At 63.8% G+C, this 18,008-nt stretch carries 15 protein-coding genes; 5 read left to right on the top strand and 10 right to left on the bottom strand.

Going from position 1 to position 18,008, the window contains the following annotated elements:
- Window positions 1-152: 152 nt before the first annotated feature.
- The 3 genes from LK12_RS08725 to LK12_RS08715 form a co-directional block, all read right to left on the bottom strand.
- The gene (locus LK12_RS08725; protein WP_039282274.1) at window positions 153-995 is read right to left on the bottom strand and encodes a TauD/TfdA dioxygenase family protein; all 843 of its coding nucleotides are present in this window, start codon (window positions 993-995) and stop codon (window positions 153-155) included.
- A 268-nt stretch (window positions 996-1,263) separates the two neighbouring features.
- Window positions 1,264-2,115, bottom strand: coding sequence for a TauD/TfdA dioxygenase family protein (locus tag LK12_RS08720; RefSeq protein WP_039282271.1), 852 nt, complete (start codon window positions 2,113-2,115; stop codon window positions 1,264-1,266).
- Window positions 2,116-2,203: 88 nt separating this feature from the next.
- On the bottom strand, window positions 2,204-2,794 hold the full coding sequence (locus LK12_RS08715; RefSeq protein WP_039282268.1) for a TetR/AcrR family transcriptional regulator: 591 nt from the start codon (window positions 2,792-2,794) through the stop codon (window positions 2,204-2,206).
- A 125-nt stretch (window positions 2,795-2,919) separates the two neighbouring features.
- Here LK12_RS08715 and LK12_RS08710 point away from each other — a divergent pair, with 125 nt between their 5' ends.
- The 4 genes from LK12_RS08710 to LK12_RS08695 all read left to right on the top strand — a co-directional run bounded on the left by LK12_RS08710 (window position 2,920) and on the right by LK12_RS08695 (window position 7,527).
- On the top strand, window positions 2,920-3,990 hold the full coding sequence (locus LK12_RS08710; RefSeq protein ID WP_039285012.1) for a PA0069 family radical SAM protein: 1,071 nt from the start codon (window positions 2,920-2,922) through the stop codon (window positions 3,988-3,990).
- Between the two features lie 315 nt (window positions 3,991-4,305).
- The gene (locus tag LK12_RS08705; protein WP_197063503.1) at window positions 4,306-6,192 is read left to right on the top strand and encodes an acyltransferase family protein; all 1,887 of its coding nucleotides are present in this window, start codon (window positions 4,306-4,308) and stop codon (window positions 6,190-6,192) included.
- Window positions 6,193-6,342: 150 nt separating this feature from the next.
- Window positions 6,343-7,158 carry an enoyl-CoA hydratase/isomerase family protein gene (locus LK12_RS08700; RefSeq protein WP_039282266.1) on the top strand — a complete coding sequence of 272 codons (816 nt, stop codon included), beginning with the start codon at window positions 6,343-6,345 and terminating at the stop codon, window positions 7,156-7,158.
- 90 nt (window positions 7,159-7,248) lie between these two features.
- Window positions 7,249-7,527: a hypothetical protein gene (locus LK12_RS08695; RefSeq protein WP_039282264.1), complete on the top strand. Its 279-nt coding sequence runs from the start codon at window positions 7,249-7,251 to the stop codon at window positions 7,525-7,527.
- Between the two features lie 45 nt (window positions 7,528-7,572).
- Here LK12_RS08695 and LK12_RS08690 read toward each other — a convergent pair whose 3' ends face one another.
- Window positions 7,573-9,171: a long-chain fatty acid--CoA ligase gene (locus LK12_RS08690; protein WP_039282261.1), complete on the bottom strand. Its 1,599-nt coding sequence runs from the start codon at window positions 9,169-9,171 to the stop codon at window positions 7,573-7,575.
- A 234-nt stretch (window positions 9,172-9,405) separates the two neighbouring features.
- Entirely contained in the window at window positions 9,406-13,011 is a 3,606-nt protein-coding gene (gene dnaE / locus LK12_RS08685; RefSeq protein WP_039282259.1) for a DNA polymerase III subunit alpha, read from the bottom strand.
- A 175-nt stretch (window positions 13,012-13,186) separates the two neighbouring features.
- On the opposite strand from dnaE, the gene LK12_RS08680 reads away from it, so the two are divergent.
- On the top strand, window positions 13,187-14,350 hold the full coding sequence (locus tag LK12_RS08680) for a Yip1 family protein (protein WP_039282257.1): 1,164 nt from the start codon (window positions 13,187-13,189) through the stop codon (window positions 14,348-14,350).
- A 21-nt stretch (window positions 14,351-14,371) separates the two neighbouring features.
- Here LK12_RS08680 and LK12_RS08675 read toward each other — a convergent pair whose 3' ends face one another.
- The 5 genes from LK12_RS08675 to LK12_RS08655 all read right to left on the bottom strand — a co-directional run bounded on the left by LK12_RS08675 (window position 14,372) and on the right by LK12_RS08655 (window position 17,773).
- Entirely contained in the window at window positions 14,372-14,851 is a 480-nt protein-coding gene (locus LK12_RS08675) for a glutathione peroxidase (protein ID WP_039282256.1), read from the bottom strand.
- A complete protein-coding gene (locus LK12_RS08670) occupies window positions 14,848-15,435 on the bottom strand; it encodes a hypothetical protein (protein WP_407938135.1) in 588 nt (195 codons plus the stop codon). The genes LK12_RS08675 and LK12_RS08670 overlap by 4 nt, the downstream gene beginning before the upstream one ends.
- 34 nt (window positions 15,436-15,469) lie before the next feature.
- Window positions 15,470-15,754, bottom strand: coding sequence for a hypothetical protein (locus tag LK12_RS08665; RefSeq protein ID WP_039282254.1), 285 nt, complete (start codon window positions 15,752-15,754; stop codon window positions 15,470-15,472).
- Between the two features lie 83 nt (window positions 15,755-15,837).
- Window positions 15,838-16,539 (bottom strand): ABC transporter ATP-binding protein, encoded by a 702-nt coding sequence (locus tag LK12_RS08660; RefSeq protein WP_039282251.1) that lies wholly within the window; start codon window positions 16,537-16,539, stop codon window positions 15,838-15,840.
- Complete coding sequence (locus LK12_RS08655) at window positions 16,532-17,773, bottom strand: lipoprotein-releasing ABC transporter permease subunit (RefSeq protein WP_039285006.1); 1,242 nt, start codon at window positions 17,771-17,773, stop codon at window positions 16,532-16,534. Before LK12_RS08655 ends, LK12_RS08660 begins: the two co-directional genes overlap by 8 nt.
- Window positions 17,774-18,008 lie beyond the last annotated feature (235 nt).

The raw sequence follows: 18,008 nt of genomic DNA, 5'->3' as shown, positions 1-18,008 counted from the left end.
CCAGTAATTTCAAAGTTTTGGGCAGGATTCTTCTCCTCGTTTCGACATAGCGCTACGCCCCGGTTTTCGGGCCGCGAGCTCCAAGCATAACAAAAAGCCCGCCGCTTCCAAGGAAGGGCGGGCCTTTCGCATTCGGCTTGATGAAGCGCGGCTTACACCGTCCAGGGCTCCTCGCCCTCGAGCTTCGTGCGCAGCATCATGCGACCGCAGTTGGGATCGTACCACTCGGCGCGGTGCATCGTGCCGGTGTTGTCCCAGATCACCAGATCGCCCGGCTCCCATTCATGGCTGTACGTGAAATCCGGCTGCGTGGCCCATTCGCGCAGCCCGTGGATGATCTGCGCGCTCTCGAGGTGATCGACACCGATCACGTGATGCGCGGTGCAGCCGAGCACCAGCGACTTGCGGCCCGACTTGTGCTCCCAAACCAGCGGCAGCACCTTTTCGCCGATCGCCTGCATGCCCTTGATCTTGGCCAGCGGCGGCTCCGGTTCGTAATAGAAAAGCGAGGCCCAGGGCGCATGGACGACCTTGAGATCGTCATACTTCGCCTTGTCGGCATCGCTGAGCTCTTCATAGGCGGCATAGGTGTTCGAAAAACCGGTGTTGCCGGTGCCCTTGGGGCTCGGCACCTTGCAGGAGAGCAACGAGGCGAGGATCGGCACTTCGTTGCGGGTGCCGTCGATATGCCAGTAGAGCGACCCCTTGAGATATTCCGCCGCCGAAGGGTTTTCCTTCACGTCGAGCGTGATCTTGCTCACCGACCCGTCGGGATTCTCGGACGCGTATTCGCCAAGCGTCCTGGTGAAGGCGATCTGCTCGTCCTCGGTGAAATTGATTCCGGGAAATACCAGGACCCCGCGCGCTTCGAGCTCCTCACGGATCTCGTCCGCAAGGTCGCCGGACAGAAGTTCCTCCTTCTTGTTGAGGATCCGGCTGCCGATCTTCGGCTTGACGTGTTCGGTACGAAGTTTGGTCTGGGTGGCGACCGACATTGCAAATACTCCGAGATTCAGGGACGAGAACTGCGTTTCCAAATTTTCGTCAACATGCGCCGCCCGTCAAGTGGGCCAGTGCGATCCACATGACCGGTCGAGCCACGCGTGCCACGAATGCCTCTCTTGAGAACGCAAATGTGGACGGAGAGTTCAGGCCTATATAGGTACACCGGGCCGAAATGAGTATGGCCGCCGCAACTCATCGCTGCGGCGGCCATCTTCGCTTTGCCTTGCCGGTGGCGAGGCAGGCGGGGGGTCTCTCGCGTCAGCCCCAGCTTTCGCCCTTGATGATCGTGCGGTGCAGCAGGCGCCCGCAATCCGGATCGTAGGGCATGGCGCGGTGGAGCGTGCCGGTATTGTCCCACATCACGGCGTCACCCAAGGTCCACTCGTGCGCATAGTGATAGGGTTCGCTGGTGGCGTGCTCACGCAGGCCGTGCAGCAGCTTGGCGCTTTCCTGGCTGGACATGCCCACAACCCGCTCGGCGGTGTTGCCGAGGATCAGCGACTTGCGCCCGGAGGAATGCTTGTAGACCAGCGGCAATTCGCGTTCGCCCTTGCCGCCCTCGCCCTTGCTCATCCAGTCTTCGAGCTGGGCAAGCGTCGGCTCGGGGCAGTGATAGAGCTGCGAATTCCACATCGAATGGACGACGCGCAGGTCGTCGATCTTGTCCTTGGTCTCCTGCGGCAGGTCCTCGTAGGCGGTGTAGCAGTTGGCGAACTCGGTATTGCCGCCCCAGGTCGGCAGCACCTTGCTCGACAGTACCGACCCGCGGATGGGAACGGCGTTCATCGTGCCGTCGACGTGCCAGAACAGGGAGCCCTTGAGATATTCGACCGCTTCCTGGTTTACCGAGCGATCCAGCGAAATCGGGAACACTTCCTGCCCGCGGACTTCCCGGGCGTTGCCACCGACCGAGTTGGTGAACTTCACTTGCTCATCGTCGGTAAAATCAATCTGCGGGAAGACCAGCACGCCGACTTCCTCAAGCAGGTCGCGAATCTCGTCGGACAGTTCGCCGGAGAGGATCTCATCCTTGGAATTGAGAATCCGCGCTCCCACTTTCGGCTTGATGCGCTCGAACTTCAGGCGGGTCTTTTCAATAACGTCGGCCATGGCAGGAACTCCCAGAATGATCTGCGGGGCTGCATGCTGAACACCAGTTCAGCCCCTTCGGCAGAGCCATGACTCCGGTCGGGCCGTGTTAGCTTTGATCTGGCGCAAGTTTCTCCAGCCATGTCTCGACGATCTGGCGGGCCTCGGCGTGGCCGGTCTTCACGCCCAGCCCCTCTTCCATGACGATGGCGCGGCCGATCCCGGCCAGGACCAGGCTCAAACCGGCAGGATCGAAGCCTTCCAGCCGCTCGATTCGCTTGCCCAGAATATGTCTGAGGATCTCGACCTGTCGCTGGCGCATCGCCTCGCTGTGCTCGGCCATGTGCCGGCGCACCGCCTCGCGGTGATTGGCCATGGCCATGAATTCCAGCGCCATCGCGGTGCGGCTGGTATCCATGAAGAAGTCCCACAAGGCGCGCAGCGGATCGTCCGAGGCCAGGGCTTCCTCGATCATCCGGTCGCTCTGGTCGGCACCGTGGCGGGAAACCTCGACAAGCAGGTCGTCGGTCGTGGGGAAGTAGTAGTGCACCAGCGACGGCTTCAGCCCCGCACGCGCAGCCACGCGCCGCGTGCTGATCGCGGCATAGCCCTGCTCGCGGATAAGCTGCGCGGTCGCGTCGATAATGAGCGCCCGGGTGGCGGACGTTTCGGCCCCTACCCTGCGCGTTGCACTTGCCATGATCGTTCCCTTCAGCCCCAGACCTACGGGGCGCGCTCGCGAAGATCAACCAAGCCCGACATGACCGGAAGGGCATAGCCGCCACTACCGATTGACGAAGTGTTCTGTTTATGTTCTATGACCGCATGGCAGCGATCAAGGGCAGAGGTGCAACGAACGACGCGGCCAGCGCGCGCTTCAACCTGCCTGCGCGCGAAAGCGACGGGGACTGGCTGGACAGCATCGAGGCCATCGACGGTCCGCCGCGCCATCCCGCAACCACCGTGACCGAAGAACACCCGCGCTCGATCCTCTCGTTCAACAGGTCACCCGACATCCCCTTCGACCGTTCGGTCAACGCCTATCGCGGCTGCGAACACGGCTGCATCTACTGCTTCGCGCGGCCCACCCACGCCTACCACGACCTTTCGCCGGGGCTCGATTTCGAAACCCGGCTCTTCGCCAAGCCCGAGGCTGCCGCATTGCTGCGCAAGACGCTGGCCAAGCCGGGGTACCGCCCTGCCCCCATCGCCATGGGCACCAACACCGACCCCTACCAGCCGATCGAGGGACACTACCGGATCACCCGGAAGGTGCTCGAGCTGTGCCTGGAAACGCGCCATCCGGTGACGATCACCACGAAGTCGGACCGTGTGCTGCACGATCTCGATTTGCTGCAGGAACTGGCGCGCCACCGGCTGGTCTCGGTCGGCATTTCGGTGACGAGCCTCGACCCGCATCTCTCGCGCCTGCTCGAACCGCGCGCGGCGGCGCCGGCAAAGCGGATGGCGGCCCTGGGCCGGCTGGTCGAGGCCGGCGTGCCCGCTCACGTTTCGATCGCGCCGGTCATCCCTTCGATCACCGACAGCTTCCTGGAAGGCATCCTTGCCGAGGCTGCGGCTGTCGGCATCCGCTCGGCGATGTGGATCATGATCCGCCTGCCGCACGAAGTGGCCCCGCTCTTCCGCGAATGGCTCGAGACGCATTTCCCCGATCGCGCCGGAAAGGTCATGGCCACCATCCGGTCGATGCGCGAGGGACGCGACAACGATCCCGACTTTTTCACCCGCATGAAGCCGCGGGGCGTGTGGGCAGACCTGTTCCGCCGCCGATTCCGCGTTGCGGCAAGGCGCCTCGGCATCGAACGGCCCGACATAGACCTCGATTGGACGAACTTTCGGCGCCCTGCGCTCGACGGCCAACTCTCGCTACTTTAGCGTGTCTTGCTGAAGGCGGTCGGGGACGTCCAAGCGATGGTCCGCACGGAGATGTTGATTTCATTTTTCAGGGCGGGCCGGTTGCTCCGCCCGAAAGATGGAACCGCACCGCCAAGCCGAGCGTAATACACTTTACCGATCCGAATCTCGACACCCACATTTCAATCTTCACTTCAGCGACCTGCCCAACAGCTGTTTCGTGCTTGCGCATGAGAAATCGATGATGCGGCTCTCGCTGGCCGACTTGCGAGGATCATTACTATCGCGGATTCACAGTTGAGCTCGCAAGGCCGCGCCCAGGGCGGAATGATGCCGATGCCATCCTCGCATGCGGCCCCCGCCTACAGGCCCGACATCGATGGCCTGCGCGCCATCGCCGTCCTTTCGGTCCTGCTGTTCCATCTCGATCACGCGATCCTGCCCGGCGGCTTTGCCGGCGTCGACGTGTTCTTCGTGATTTCGGGCTATCTCATCACGACGATCATCAGCCGCGAAATCGCCGAGGGCGGCTTCACCATCCTGGGCTTCTACGAGCGCAGGCTGCGCCGCATCTATCCCGCCTTGCTGGCGGTTCTGCTGGCCGTGTCGATCGTGGGAATGGCCATATTCACCCCCGATGACCTGCGCGACCTGGGCGCCGCGATCGTCGCCTCGATAGCTTTCAGTTCCAACCTCCTGTTCTGGCACCAGACCGACTACTTCGCCACGCCGGCGGAGATGAAACCGCTGCTGCACACCTGGTCGCTGGCGGTCGAGGAACAGTTCTACATCGGGTTCCCCCCGCTACTGCTGCTGCTCAACAAATGGGCGCGCGACCATGTGAAGCAGGCGGTGCTCGTGGTGCTGGGGATTTCCTTTGCGTGCAGTTGCCTATGGGCGTTCATCGATCCCTCCGGCAACTACTACCTGCCGCACACGCGGGCATGGGAACTGATGATCGGTTCGGTGCTGGCGCTCGATATCGTCCCGCGGATCAGGGACGGCATGACCGCGCAGATAGTGGCAGCCGCGGGCATCCTGGCCTTGATGGTGCCATTCTTCCTGCTGGACGAAAATGCCGCCTTTCCCGCCTGGAACGCCATCGCGACAACGGTCGGCACGGCCGCGATCATCCATGCCGGCCGCAACAGGCGCACGCTTGTCGGTCGCGTCCTATCGGTCCGGCCCATGGTGGGCATCGGCCTGATTTCCTACTCGCTCTATCTGGTGCACTGGCCGATCATCTCGTTCACGCAGTACATGCTGCTGCGCGAACCAACGCTGGCGGAAAAGGTGGCGATCTTCGCCGCCAGCATCGCGCTCGGCTGGGCTTCCTGGCGCTTCGTCGAGCGCCCTTTCCGATCGCGCCGCCGCTTTTCGCGCAAGTTCATATTCAGCAGCGCCTTCGCCGGCTCATCGGTCTTCGGGCTGGTTGGGCTGGCCGCCTTCGCCACGCAGGGCCTGCCGCAGCGATTCGGCGACCTGTCGATGCAACTGGCCCGGGACGACCAGCAGACAGTCAATACCAAGGGCTGCTTTCTCAAAGAGGGTTTCGAGAACTGGCGCGGCAAGGAGTGCTTCCTGACGACGGAAGGGGACGGTCCCACCACGCTATTGTGGGGCGATTCCCACGCCAATCACTATGCCGGTTCGATCATGGAGGGCCGGGGCGGTGTCGACGGTCCGGTGCTGCTGTTCGCCTCGGCCGGTTGCGCTCCCATCCGCGACACGGATTTCCCGATGCGCCCGCATTGCCGCGCCAACAACGACCATGTCGGAGAAATAATCGACCGCTTCGATATCGATCGGGTCGTGCTGTCGGCGTACTGGGAGCGGGTTCTCGACGAGAACGGGATCGGCCTGGGCCGGCTGGCGAAAACCGTGGCCTGGCTCGAGAGCAAAGGGGTCGACGTGGCCCTGATCGGCGACAATCCCGATTTTGCCATGAGCAACCCGCAATTTCTGCAGATCCGCCTCGCCGGCAGGAACCCGCCGGTGAAGGATTTCTATGCGCCGGTACGCAATTCTCCCGGCTATAACAGTCGGCTGAAGGCCGCGGCGGGAGCGGACGAATTCTACAACCCCTACAAGCCATTATGCCGAGATGGCCGTTGCCTGGCTTACCGCAACGGGAATCTGCTGATGCGCGACAATTCGCATTTTGCCGGATACGGAGCCGATCTCATTCTGAAAGAGATGAAGCCTTTCGCCACGCCGGAATGATGGCGGGCGGCGCCCGAAATGACAATGTGGCGAGGCGCGGCACGGCTTCGCACGGCTTAGCGTCAAGCACGATTGCCGCGCCATGATTGGCGCCGGCGCCCGCGGCCCTCTATGGCCGGGATTGATATCTGTCAGCGCAGGAGGAACGAGGTGTCAGAAGCGGCAAGCCCGGGCGAACAGCCCATCGCGATCGAACGGCGCGGTGCGATCGAGATCGTCACACTCAACCGGCCGGAAACGCTGAACATTCTCGACGAGAGCCTGACCTTCTCGCTGCGCGACTATTTCGCTGGACTCGCCGACCGTCTGGACGTGCGCGTGGTGCTGTTGCGCGCAGAGGGCCGCGCCTTTTGCGCCGGACTAGATCTTGCCGGATGGACCAACGACGGATCGCGCGGTGAGTTGCAGCATTACTGGCGGCTGCAGCGCGCGCTGGCCGGTCTTCTCGAACTGATGCGCGCCTGTCCGCAACCGATCATCGGCCTCGGTCATGGGGCCGCCTGCGGGGCCGGCTTCTCGATGCTGCTGGCCAGCGACGTGCGCTATGGCGCGCCGAACCTCAAGATGAATGCCGCCTACATCAAGGTCGGTCTTGGCGGGTGCGACCTTGGCTGCAGCTACTTCCTGCCTCGGCTGGTCGGCGCATCTGTGGCTTCGGAATACATCCTCACCGGGCGCTTCATGGTGGCCGAAAAGGCACTCGCCAGCGGCCTGCTGAGCGAAGTCGTCCCTGCCGAGGACCTGCTGGACAAGGGGCTGGCGCTGGCCGAGGAAATGGCCGCGCATGCTCCCATGGGTCTGCGCCTGACCAAGGAGGCGCTCAACCGCAATCTCGATGCACGCTCGCTTTCGGATGCCATGGCGGTGGAAAACCGCCAGCAGGTGATGATGCTGATGAGCGAGGACTTTACCGAGGGGGTCTCTGCCTTCCGCGAAAAGAGAAAACCGCAGTACCGGGACCGCTGATCGACGTCGACATTCGCGGGGGCGGCCGGAACCGCAGGGGACAACAGGCGTTTTCTCCGCCAATCGCCAATTTGACAGGAGTCAGATCGAATGGCTGACGAAACGAAAATAAGTGAACATCCGGCCGAGGCGCCGGCAACTGTGCACACCACCGTGGTCCGGGAGAAGTCGAGCAGCAGCGTCGGCATCCTGATGGCCATCGTCCTGCTGGTGGCCGTGATCGGCGCGATGTACCTTTTCGGCATGAATTCCACGAGCGAGAATGCCAAGAACAACGCCATCGCCAAGGCTGCCAGCGACGTAGGCAATGCCGCCTCCAAGGTTGGCAACGCCGCGCAGAGCGCTGCCGAAAAAGTGAATTCAAACTGATTCGCAGGCGGGGCGTCCGCACCATCGGGCCCCCGTTCCCTTCCCCTATTCCGGAAGCTTGTAGTCGCCGTACTGGACGCGCAGGTCCTTCTTGCTGATCTTGCCGGTTCCGGTGTGGGGAATGGCCGTCACGAATTCGACGGCATCGGGCAACGACCACTTGGCGACGCGCGATGCCATGAATTCACGCAATTGTTCCCCGGACAGGTCCGCTCCCGGGCGCTTTACCACGATCAGGATTGGTCTCTCGCCCCAGCGCGGATGGGAAACGCCGATGGCAGCCGCCTCGAGCACGTCGGAATGCCCGACGGCGGCGTTTTCGAGTTCGACCGAGCTTATCCATTCACCGCCGGACTTGATCACGTCCTTGGTCCTGTCGGTCAGACGCAAGACGCCCTCCGGGGATAGCGTCGCGACATCGCCGGTGTCGAACCATTGCCCCGCCCCGACGGCATCGTCGGTTTCACCGAAATAGCGCCTGACCGTCCAGGGCCCGCGCACCTGCAAGGCGCCCGACGTTGTACCGTCGCGCGGCAATTCCCGCGCATGGTCGTCAAGCGAGACGATACGCACTTCGCTGCCGCAGATGCCCCGGCCCTGCGTGCTCTTGTAGGCGACCTGTTCCTCGAAGCTCATGTCGGCCCATTCGGGCGGCTCCCAGGTCACGGTCGCTATCGGCGAGGTTTCGGTCATGCCCCAGGCCTGCATCGCGCGCACGCCCGAGCGCATGAGGCGCTCCACGACGCTGGCGGGCACTGCCGAACCTCCCGAAAGCGCAACCTCGATGGGCGGCATCTCGGCGCCGGTTTCATCGAGGTGCTGGAACAGCGAGAACCACACCGTCGGCACCCCGCCGACATGGGTCACCCCCTCGGCATTCATCAGATCGCAGAGCACGGCTGGATCGTTGACCTGACTGTAGACCATCTTCGCGCCCGTTGCCGCGCTGGACCAGGGCAGGCCCCAATTGTTGGCGTGGAACATCGGCACCACCGGAAGTACGCACGAGCGCGCCTCCAGCCCGAGGCACGACGGGGCCATCGTCACCAAAGTGTGCAGGACGTTCGAACGGTGCGTGTAGAGCACGGCCTTGGGGTGCCCGGTCGTGCCACTCGTATAGCACAGCATGCAGGGCTGGCGCTCGTCGCCCGGGCTCCACACGGCATCACCCTTCTCCGCCGCGATCCAGTCCTCGAAGGCAGGCGCGCAGTCCCCGGAGTCGAAGCAGATGTAATGTTCGATGGTGGGCCACCGGCTTTTCATCCGGTCTACGATCGGCTGGAACGCCGCATCGTATAGCAGGACCCGGTCGCGCGCGTGATTGACGATGTATTCGAGTTGGTCTTCGAAAAGCCGCGGATTGACGGTATGCAAGACGCAGGCCGCCCCTGTAATCCCGAACCAGCTGACCAGATGATGCCCGTGGTTCATCGCCAAGGTGGCCACGCGGTCGCCGGGATAGATATCGAGACGCCGCAGCGCCTGGACCACCTTGCGGGCATCGCGGCGGACATCGCGCCAATTGGTGCGCGTGCGCCGGCCATCGGCCCAGTGAGTAACGATTTCGCGGGTGGGATGTTCGCGAGCAGCATGGTCGACCAGCGCGGATACGCGCAGCTCCCAGTCCTGCATCGTCCCAAGCATCGTGCATCTCCTCCGCCAACCGGGCGCTTATATGTGCACTGCTACACTCAAATGGTTATCATCTATGGTTAATTTGTAAAACGGGACCCGGGCAATTTAATTGTCCAGACGCGACACGGCGTGTTCTTCGTAGGGCACACAGAGTATCGCAGAAGGGGCCCCGTTCCGGTCGACGCGGACATGGCATGACACCACCCGCCGTTGCCGGTATTCACGCCGCCGGGGATGCCCCGGCTAGGCGGCGCGCTGCATTCGTTCCGGGCCGCGCTTGGCCTTGAATTCGCCGATGGTCAGGCCGTCGACATTGGCAAGGTGCTCCACGAATTCGCCGTCGAGCGCGAAATCGCGGCCCAGCCGGACTTTCTGGGTACGCCCGCCGTCGAGCTTGAGGGTCGCGATGATCTCGCCCGCGCCCGGCGTTCCGGGACGCAGCAGCAGCGCCAGTTCCTGCACCGCCTCGATCCGGTCGATTTCCAGCTTGAGCAGCATGCGCGCGCTGGCCGTGACTTCGGCGAGCGGCCGCGCCCCGCGCACGGTGACGCGCGGCGGCTCGTCCGGGCTCGGGCTGTCGAGTTCGACGTTGAGCAGGACGCAAGCACTTTCCCGGGCCCACTTCACGAAGTTCTCGACCAGGCTTTCCTCGAAGCACGAGGCCGAGAAGTTGCCTGTGGAGTCGGAGAAATCGGCCATCACGAAGTCCTTGCCCTTGCGGGTCTTTCGCTTCTGGACGTTCTCCACCATCGCCGCCATGACCGCGCCCGTCCGGCCCCCACCAGTGCCGCCCGCCATGAGGCTGGTGTAGGTGCGCGCGCCGTTGGCCGAGGCCACGTGGCGGAACTGCTCGACCGGATGGGCGGCGAAGTAGAAGCCGAAGACTTCGCGTTCCTTCGCCATCTGGTCCATGCGGCTCCACGGTTCGGCCTCGACGAGGCGCAAGCCCTGTTCGGCATGGTCGTCGCCTCCGAACAGGCTGTTCTGGTCCGAATTGCGCTCGCGCGAGGAGCGGTCGGCCTCGGCCAGCAGCGTATCGGCATTGGCGAGCACCTTGGCGCGGTTCGGCTCGAGACTGTCGAAGGCGCCGGCGGCGGCGAGGCTTTCCAGCTGGCGGCGGTTCATCGAACCGGCGGGTGCACGGCGGAACACGTCGTCGAGATCGGCGAACCTGCCATTGGCCTGACGTTCGGCGACCATCATGTCCATCGCCTTTTCGCCGACATTGCGCAGGCCCGCGAGCGCATAGCGCACGGCGTGGCTCTCGGCCGTTTCCTCCACCGTGAACTCGGCCTCGGAGCGATTGATGTCGGGCGCGGCCAGTTCGATGCCGTTGCGCCGGGCGTCATCGACGAAGATCGCCAGCTTTTCCGACTGGTGCATGTCGAAGCACATCGACGCGGCGTAGAATTCGTGCGGGTAATGCGCCTTCAGCCATGCCGTATGATAGGCGAGCAGCGCGTAGGCGGCGGCGTGTGACTTGTTGAAGCCGTAGCCGGCGAACTTGTCGATCAAGTCGAACAGCTCGTTGGCTTTCGCCGTCTCGATCCCGGAGACCTCCTTGCAGCCCTTGACGAAGATCTCGCGCTGCTTGTCCATCTCCTCCTTCTTCTTCTTGCCCATCGCGCGGCGCAGCATGTCCGCGCCGCCGAGCGAGTAGCCGGCCAGGACCTGCGCGGCCTGCATGACCTGTTCCTGGTAGACGAAGATGCCGTAGGTCTCGGAGAGGATCGGCTCGAGCTTCTCGTGCGGGTAGACGATCTCCTCCAGCCCATTCTTGCGGCGGCCGAAGAGCGGGATGTTGTCCATCGGGCCCGGGCGATAGAGTGAAACGAGCGCGATGATGTCGCCGAAGTTGGTCGGCTTCACGGCCGCCAGGGTGCGGCGCATGCCTTCCGATTCCAGCTGGAACACGCCCACCGTGTCGCCGCGCTTGAGCAACTCGTAGACGCCCGGATCGTCCCACTTGAGCGCGGAGAGATCGATGGTGATCCCGCGCCGTTCGAGCAGGTCGGTCGCCTTGCGCAGCACCGAGAGCGTCTTGAGCCCGAGGAAGTCGAACTTGACGAGCCCGGTATCCTCGACGTGCTTCATGTCGAACTGCGTCACCGGCATGTCGGAACGCGGATCGCGGTAGAGCGGAACGAGTTCGGAAAGCGGACGGTCGCCGATGACGACGCCCGCCGCGTGGGTTGAGGAGTTGCGCGGCAGGCCTTCGAGCTGGACGGCGAGGTCCACCATCCGCTTCACTTCGGGATCGGTATCGTATTCGCGGCGGAATTCGGCGACCGGCGGGTCCTTGGTGACGCCATGTGCCTTGCGGCCGTGCAGCGCCTCGGTGAGGTTCCACGGATCGGTGGGATGGTTCGGGACCATCTTGCACAGCCCATCGACACGGCCGTAGCCCATCTGCAGGATGCGCCCGCAGTCGCGCAGCACGGCGCGGGCCTTCATCTTGCCGAAGGTGATGATCTGCGCGACGTGATCGTGCCCGTACTTGCGCTGGACGTAGCGGATAACCTCGCCGCGCCGGGTTTCGCAGAAGTCGATATCGAAGTCCGGCATCGAAACGCGTTCCGGGTTGAGGAAGCGTTCGAAAAGCAGGTTGAGCTTCAATGGATCGAGGTCGGTAATCGTCAGCGCCCAGGCGACCAGCGAGCCGGCACCCGAGCCACGGCCCGGCCCCACCGGAATGCCGTTGTCCTTGGCCCACTTGATGAAGTCGGCAACGATCAGGAAGTAGCCGGGAAAGCCCATGCCGATAATGATCTGCGTCTCGAAATCGAGCCGCTTGGCATAGTCGAGGAAGTCCTCTGTGACGCCCTTTTCCTGCAGCGTGCTTTCGTAGGCAGCCCGGCGATCTGCGTCGTCGAGCGCGAGCACGGCATCCAGTTCGGCTTCGGTAACCTCGGGCCAGTAGGGCACGAGGCGGCGGGCAAGGCCGGCGCGGGCGTCGTTGACCAGCATCCGCTGCTCGCCCTCGATATCGCCGGCGAGGCTGGGTAGCAGCGGCTTGCGGCGCGGCGGCGCGAAGGCGCAGCGCTGGGCGACGACGAGCGTGTTCGCCATGGCCTCGGGCAGATCGGAGAACAGTTCCTCCATGTCCTCGACCGGCTTTACCCAGCGTTCGGACGAAGAGCGCGGCCGTTCCGCCGCGTCGACTTGCGTCGAATGGGCGATGCACAGCATGGCGTCGTGCGCGGCGTGGAAGGTCTTCTCCGCGAACTGCGCGGGGTTGGTCGCCACCAGCGGAATGTCACGCGCATAGGCGAGCGTAATCAGGTCTTCCTCGCTCGCGTCTTCCTCGGGCTCGCCGGTGCGGGTGATCTCGATATAGAGGCGATCGCCGAACAGGGCCTCCAGTTCGTCGCAATAGCGCTCCGCCGCTTCGCCCTGCCTGTCGGCGAAGAGCCGGGCCAGGGCGCCCTCGTTGCCGCCGGTGAGGCAGATCAGGCCATCGGTGTACCCCCGCAGCGTTTCCAGCCCGACGTGCGGATCGAGTTCCAGCGGCCGGTCGAGGTGAGCGCGGCTGACATGGCGGCACAGGTTGAGCCAGCCCTGCTCGTTCTGGGCAAACAGCGCCAGCCAGTCGATCGGGAAGTCCTGCCCCTGCACCGCAGCACCGGGCCGGGCTATGGCCAGATAAGTGCCGACGATGGGCTGGACGCCCACGTCCATGCAGGCCTGCGCAAACGTCGGGGCGCCATAGAGACCATTGCGGTCGCAGATGGCGGCGGCCGGAAAGTTGCGCGCCTTGGCCAGCTTGGCAGCCGCCTTCGGATCGATCGCACCGTCGAGCATGGTGAAGCTGGAAAAGATGCGAAGCGGAACGAAAGGAGCGAACGGCATGCCCGGAAATCTATGCGCCTGCCTTGTCGGCAATCAAGTCCACCGCGCCAAAAGCCGGGGGTAAAGCCGGCAAAATCGGGTTGGAGGAGCGACTTCAACCAAAAGCACTGCTTTTCAAGAGGCTGACAATATGTTTCCCTGCTCTTGGGAAGACCAATGAAGAGGAGGGCAAATCATGGAGACCGGTACGACAACCGGCGGCAAGCCGCTGGTCGAACGCGCCAAGGCCATCATCCTGAAACCGAAGGCGGAATGGCCCGTCATTGCGGCTGAATCGGAATCGACCGCGAGTATTCTGAAGAGTTACGTCCTGCCGCTCGCGGCAATTGGCCCTGTGGCAAGTTTTATCGGGGGACAACTGTTCGGATACGGCGCGCTGTTCGTCCATTTCCGGCCCGGCCTGATGACCGGCCTTACGTCCGCCATCGTGAGCTACGTCCTGGCCATCATCAGCGTGTTCATCATTGCCTGGATCGCCAACCTGCTTGCGCCCAAGTTCTCCGGCATCGAGAACAAGACGGCGGCGTTCAAGCTGGTAGCCTACAGCATGACCGCCGGCTGGCTTGCAGGTATCTTCAGTCTGCTCCCGGCTCTCTCGGTACTCGGGATCGTCGGCCTGTACAGCCTCTACCTGTTCTACGTCGGTGCGCCCGAACTGATGAAGGTGCCGGCGGACAAGGTCCTTGGATACACTGCCGTCACCGTCGTCTGCGCGCTCGTGCTGGGCTTCATCGCCTCTGCCCTCACCGCTTCGGTCGTCGGCATGTTCGCGGGCCCGGCGATGTTCTCCTCGTCGTCCGAGGAATCGAGCATGGACGGGACGATCTCGATCCCCGGCGTCGGCTCGGTCGACACGGGCAAGCTCGAGCAGATGGGCAAGCAGATGGAAGACGCCGCCAGCGGCAAGACCAAGGCGGTCCCGGTATCCGAACTCAAGGACCTGCTGCCCGAATCCATCGGCCCCTACACCCGGACCTCGATGGAAACGGTCGGCGCCGGCACGATGGGGGCTTCGGCGGAAGCCAAGTACTCCGCCGACGACAAGACCTTCACGCTGCAGATCGCCGATTTCCACGGCATGGGCGCGGTCGCGGCGATGGGCTCGGCGATGGGCTTCGAGCAGTCGAAGGAGGACGCGGACAGCTATGAGAAGACCGGCACGGTCGATGGCCAGATGCAGTCCGAATCGTGGAACCGAAAGACCCAGCGCGGCAAGTTCGGGCGCATGGTGGACAACCGCTTCCTCGTCGAAGCCGAAGGTTCGGCCAACAGCATAGAGGAACTCAAGGCTGCCGTCGCCGAAATCGACCCGGACGACCTCGAAGACCTGGTGGATTGAACCGGCGAAAATGGGAAAATCTCAGAGAAGGGCCTCGATGTCCTTCTCGAGATTTTCCGGCTTTTCGGTAGGCGCGTAGCGGCGGACCACCTTGCCGTCGCGGTCGATCAGGAACTTGGTGAAGTTCCACTTGATCGCCTTGCTGCCGAGCACGCCCGGCGCCTGCGCCTTGAGCCACTCGTAGAGCGGATCGGCATTGGCGCCGTTCACCTCGACCTTGCCCATCAGCGGGAAAGACAGGCCGAAATTCACATCGCAGAAGCTCGCGATTTCTTCGGCGCCGCCCGGCTCCTGCCGTCCGAACTGGTTGCAAGGGAAGGCGATGACCTCGAAGCCCCGGTCGCGATACTTGCGCCAGAGCGCTTCCAGACCCTTGTATTGCGGCGTGAAGCCGCACTTGCTGGCCGTGTTGACGACCAGCAACACCTTGCCGAGCCTGTCGGCGAGACTGACCGCTTCACCATTGGGAAGCCTGGCCGAAAAGTCGGCTATGGTCTTCACGGTGTCTCTGAGCCGGCGGGATGCGCCGCGTGGGGGCGGTAGACGAAGTCGAAATTGGGCTGCCAGGTCTTGCCGCCGTCTTCGGAAGCCTCGCCGAACTGGCGCACGGACCCGTCGTCGAGCGGCGTGTAGGTCATGCGCACGAGCGCATCCCGGCCCGGTCCGAGCACCTCCGGCCACAGGCCAGTGAGAACCATGGCATTGCCCTGCGGACCGCCTTCGAACTCGACCCGTCCCGGGTTCGAGGCCACCCAGGTCTGGTGCCACTTGCCGGTCTCGGGATCGTAGCTGTTCAGGCTGCCGCCATTGGCGCCGCTGACCGGCATCCAGTTCTCGCGAATCGCGCAGCCGCCATAGAGTTTCTCGATCCGGCTATGCGCGACCAGCTTGTCCTTGCCGCGCGGATAGACGTCCCAGTCACCCACCCAGAAGTCGAAAGCGGCCTGCTCCGGCGACACGCAGACGGGAGCATTGGGCTTGGCGCCCGGTGGAGGCGGAAACGGGGCCGAAACAGCGGCAGGCTCGGGCGCACCCCCTGCAGCAGGGGCGCCTTGCATGACTGCAAGTACGAGAGCGCCGATCACCATGCCTTATTCGGTCGTTTCGTCCATGGCGCAATCACACCTGGCCGGTAGGAAAGTCCGAACGACGGTAGAGGCTGCGAATCTCGCCGATCTTGAAAGTGCGGTCGCCGTCCTTCTGGATCGCGTAGTCCTGCCGCTTCTCTTCGGGCAGATCCATCACGAAGTGGATCAGTTCAGCCATCGTGCCGCGCCGGATGGTCTTGAAGCGGTGAAACAGGCCGCCTCCGTCCTCGCACTTGTGCAATTCAGCCGAATCGCTCCAGCCGAAGCCCTTGGGGGCGCCGTCCTCGTTCTGGATAGTGGACGGGGTATCGCTCATCGCCGGGTCCTTTCATTCAATACTTTTCTAGCGATTTGGATACTGCAAACCGCAAAATCAACGCAAATTCCAGTACGAAGTCTCTACGCCAACACGCCATCGTGCAAGCGGACGACACGGTCCATCTGTGCCGCCAGCCGCTCGTTGTGCGTCGCCACCAGGGCCGCGCTGCCCTCTTCGCGCACCAGCGAGAGGAACTGGCGCAGCACGACATCGGCCGTGGCCTCGTCCAGGTTTCCGGTCGGTTCGTCGGCCAGGACCAGGTGCGGCCGGTTGGCGAGAGCGCGGGCCACCGCCACGCGCTGCTGCTCGCCGCCCGAAAGCTTGCTGGGCCGATGCTCGAGCCGCTGGCCGAGGCCGAGAGCCGTGAGCAGCTCCTTCGCCCTCGCCTCGCATTCTGCCCGCGGCTTGCCGGTGATCAGCTGCGGCAGGACCACGTTCTCGATGGCATTGAAGTCGGGTAACAGGTGGTGGAACTGGTACACGAAGCCGATGTGGTCGCGCCGCACCGCCGCACGGTCGTTCTTTCCCAGGTTCGAGGCGTCGATGCCGGCGATCTCGATCCGCCCGCCGAAGCCGCCTTCCAGAAGCCCGATCGCCTGCAGCATGGTCGACTTGCCGGAGCCGGAGGGGCCCAGCAGGGCCACGATCTCGCCCGGCGCCACGGCCAGGTTCACCCCGCGCAGCACGTCGATGGTGACGCCGCCCTGCTCGAAGCTGCGCGTGACGTCCGTCAGCCGCACGACGGCCTCGGCGCGCATGGGATTGATAACCGGATCACTCATAGCGCAGGACCTGAACGGGATCGGTGCTTGCCGCCTTGAACGCCGGGTAGAGCGTGGCGAGGAAACTGAAGACGAGGGCCATGATGCAGATCACGGCGATCTCGACCGGATCGGGGCGGCTGGGCAGCTCGGTCAGGAACCGGATCGAGGGATCCCACAGGTTCTGGCCGGTCATGCGCTCCACCCCGTGGACGATCGGCTGGCGGAAATAGAGCGAGACAAGACCCAGCGCGAGGCCCGACACGGTGCCCAGCGCCCCGATGCAGAAGCCGGTGGTGACGAAGACCTTGAGCAGCGATCTGCGCGTCGCCCCCATCGTTCGCAGGATGGCGATGTCGCGCGTCTTGGCGCGTACCAGCATGATCAGCGAGGAGAGAATGTTGAAGACGGCCACCAGCACGATGATCGACAGCACCACGAACATCACGACCCGTTCGACCGCCAGCGCCTCGAACAGCGAGGCGTTGATGGTCTTCCAGTCGTTGATGATCGCGCGCCCGGCCAGCTTGCGCTGCAAGGGAGCGAGTATCCTGTCGACGTGATCGGGATCGTTGGTGGTCACCTCGATCATGCCGATCGTATCGCCGGTGAGCAGCAGCGTCTGCGCATTGGGAATCGGCATGACGACGAAGGCGCTGTCGTAGTCGTAGACGCCGATCTCGAAGATCGCCGCGACCCGGTAGGCGATCTGGCGCGGCACCGTACCGAACGGTGTCGAGCGCCCTTGCGGATTGATGACCGTGATGACGTCGCCGACCCGCGCGCCGAGATTCTGCGCCAGCTGCGAGCCGATGGCGACGTTGTCTCCGCCCACTTTCAATTCGTCGAGATTGCCCGCCTGGACCTTGTCGCGAAGCCGCTCGATGTCGGAGGCAGTATTTCCGCGCACGAGGATCGCCTCGACCCGGCCGTTGAAACTGGCGAGCAGCGGCTGTTCGATCAGCGGCGAGGCACGGGTAACGCCCGGAGTGGCCCTCACTTCCTTGAGCACGTCCTGCCAGTCCTCGAGTCGGCCGCCGTAGGCCTGGATGATCGCGTGGCCGTTGAGACCCACGATCTTGTCGAACAGTTCGGCGCGAAAGCCGTTCATGACGCTCATGACGATGACCAGCGCCCACACGCCGAGCATGACGGCAACAAGGCTGATACCGGCGACAAGCGCAATGAATCGCTCTCCCTTGCCGGGAAGCATGTAGCGCTTGGCGATGGTCCATTCGAACGGTGAAAGGATCAAGCGACGGGTCCGTCTGTGATCGGTGGGATGGTGCGGCATTAGGGACCTGAAACGGGGCTGGCAACCCGCGGCGGCAGCGACCGCAGGGAGATGCCGAAACTGCGCGGCGAGCGCACGGTTCCCGCCGCCTCGGACCGTCATCCCAGCGTCACGAATCCACGCCATCGTCAATCCAGGTCCGGAATCGGTCCCTTTCCCCCCTTGCAATTGGAGGCAATCCCTTCCAAATGCGCGG

Origin of the sequence: Novosphingobium malaysiense, assembly GCF_000802225.1 — a bacterium.
Lineage (GTDB): Bacteria > Pseudomonadota > Alphaproteobacteria > Sphingomonadales > Sphingomonadaceae > Novosphingobium > Novosphingobium malaysiense.
This window is presented reverse-complemented; position numbering and strand designations above follow the sequence as displayed.

Excerpts from the sequence above, each read along its gene's own strand:
- LK12_RS08660 (WP_039282251.1), bottom strand. The coding sequence starts at position 16,539 with ATGAGTGATCCGGTTATCAATCCCATGCGCGCCGAGGCCGTCGTGCGG.
- LK12_RS08695 (WP_039282264.1), top strand. The coding sequence starts at position 7,249 with ATGGCTGACGAAACGAAAATAAGTGAACATCCGGCCGAGGCGCCGGCA.
- LK12_RS08725 (WP_039282274.1), bottom strand. The coding sequence starts at position 995 with ATGTCGGTCGCCACCCAGACCAAACTTCGTACCGAACACGTCAAGCCG.
- LK12_RS08665 (WP_039282254.1), bottom strand. The coding sequence starts at position 15,754 with ATGAGCGATACCCCGTCCACTATCCAGAACGAGGACGGCGCCCCCAAG.
- LK12_RS08680 (WP_039282257.1), top strand. The coding sequence starts at position 13,187 with ATGGAGACCGGTACGACAACCGGCGGCAAGCCGCTGGTCGAACGCGCC.
- LK12_RS08720 (WP_039282271.1), bottom strand. The coding sequence starts at position 2,115 with ATGGCCGACGTTATTGAAAAGACCCGCCTGAAGTTCGAGCGCATCAAG.
- LK12_RS08705 (WP_197063503.1), top strand. The coding sequence starts at position 4,306 with ATGCCATCCTCGCATGCGGCCCCCGCCTACAGGCCCGACATCGATGGC.
- LK12_RS08710 (WP_039285012.1), top strand. The coding sequence starts at position 2,920 with ATGGCAGCGATCAAGGGCAGAGGTGCAACGAACGACGCGGCCAGCGCG.
- LK12_RS08690 (WP_039282261.1), bottom strand. The coding sequence starts at position 9,171 with ATGCTTGGGACGATGCAGGACTGGGAGCTGCGCGTATCCGCGCTGGTC.
- LK12_RS08715 (WP_039282268.1), bottom strand. The coding sequence starts at position 2,794 with ATGGCAAGTGCAACGCGCAGGGTAGGGGCCGAAACGTCCGCCACCCGG.
- dnaE (WP_039282259.1), bottom strand. The coding sequence starts at position 13,011 with ATGCCGTTCGCTCCTTTCGTTCCGCTTCGCATCTTTTCCAGCTTCACC.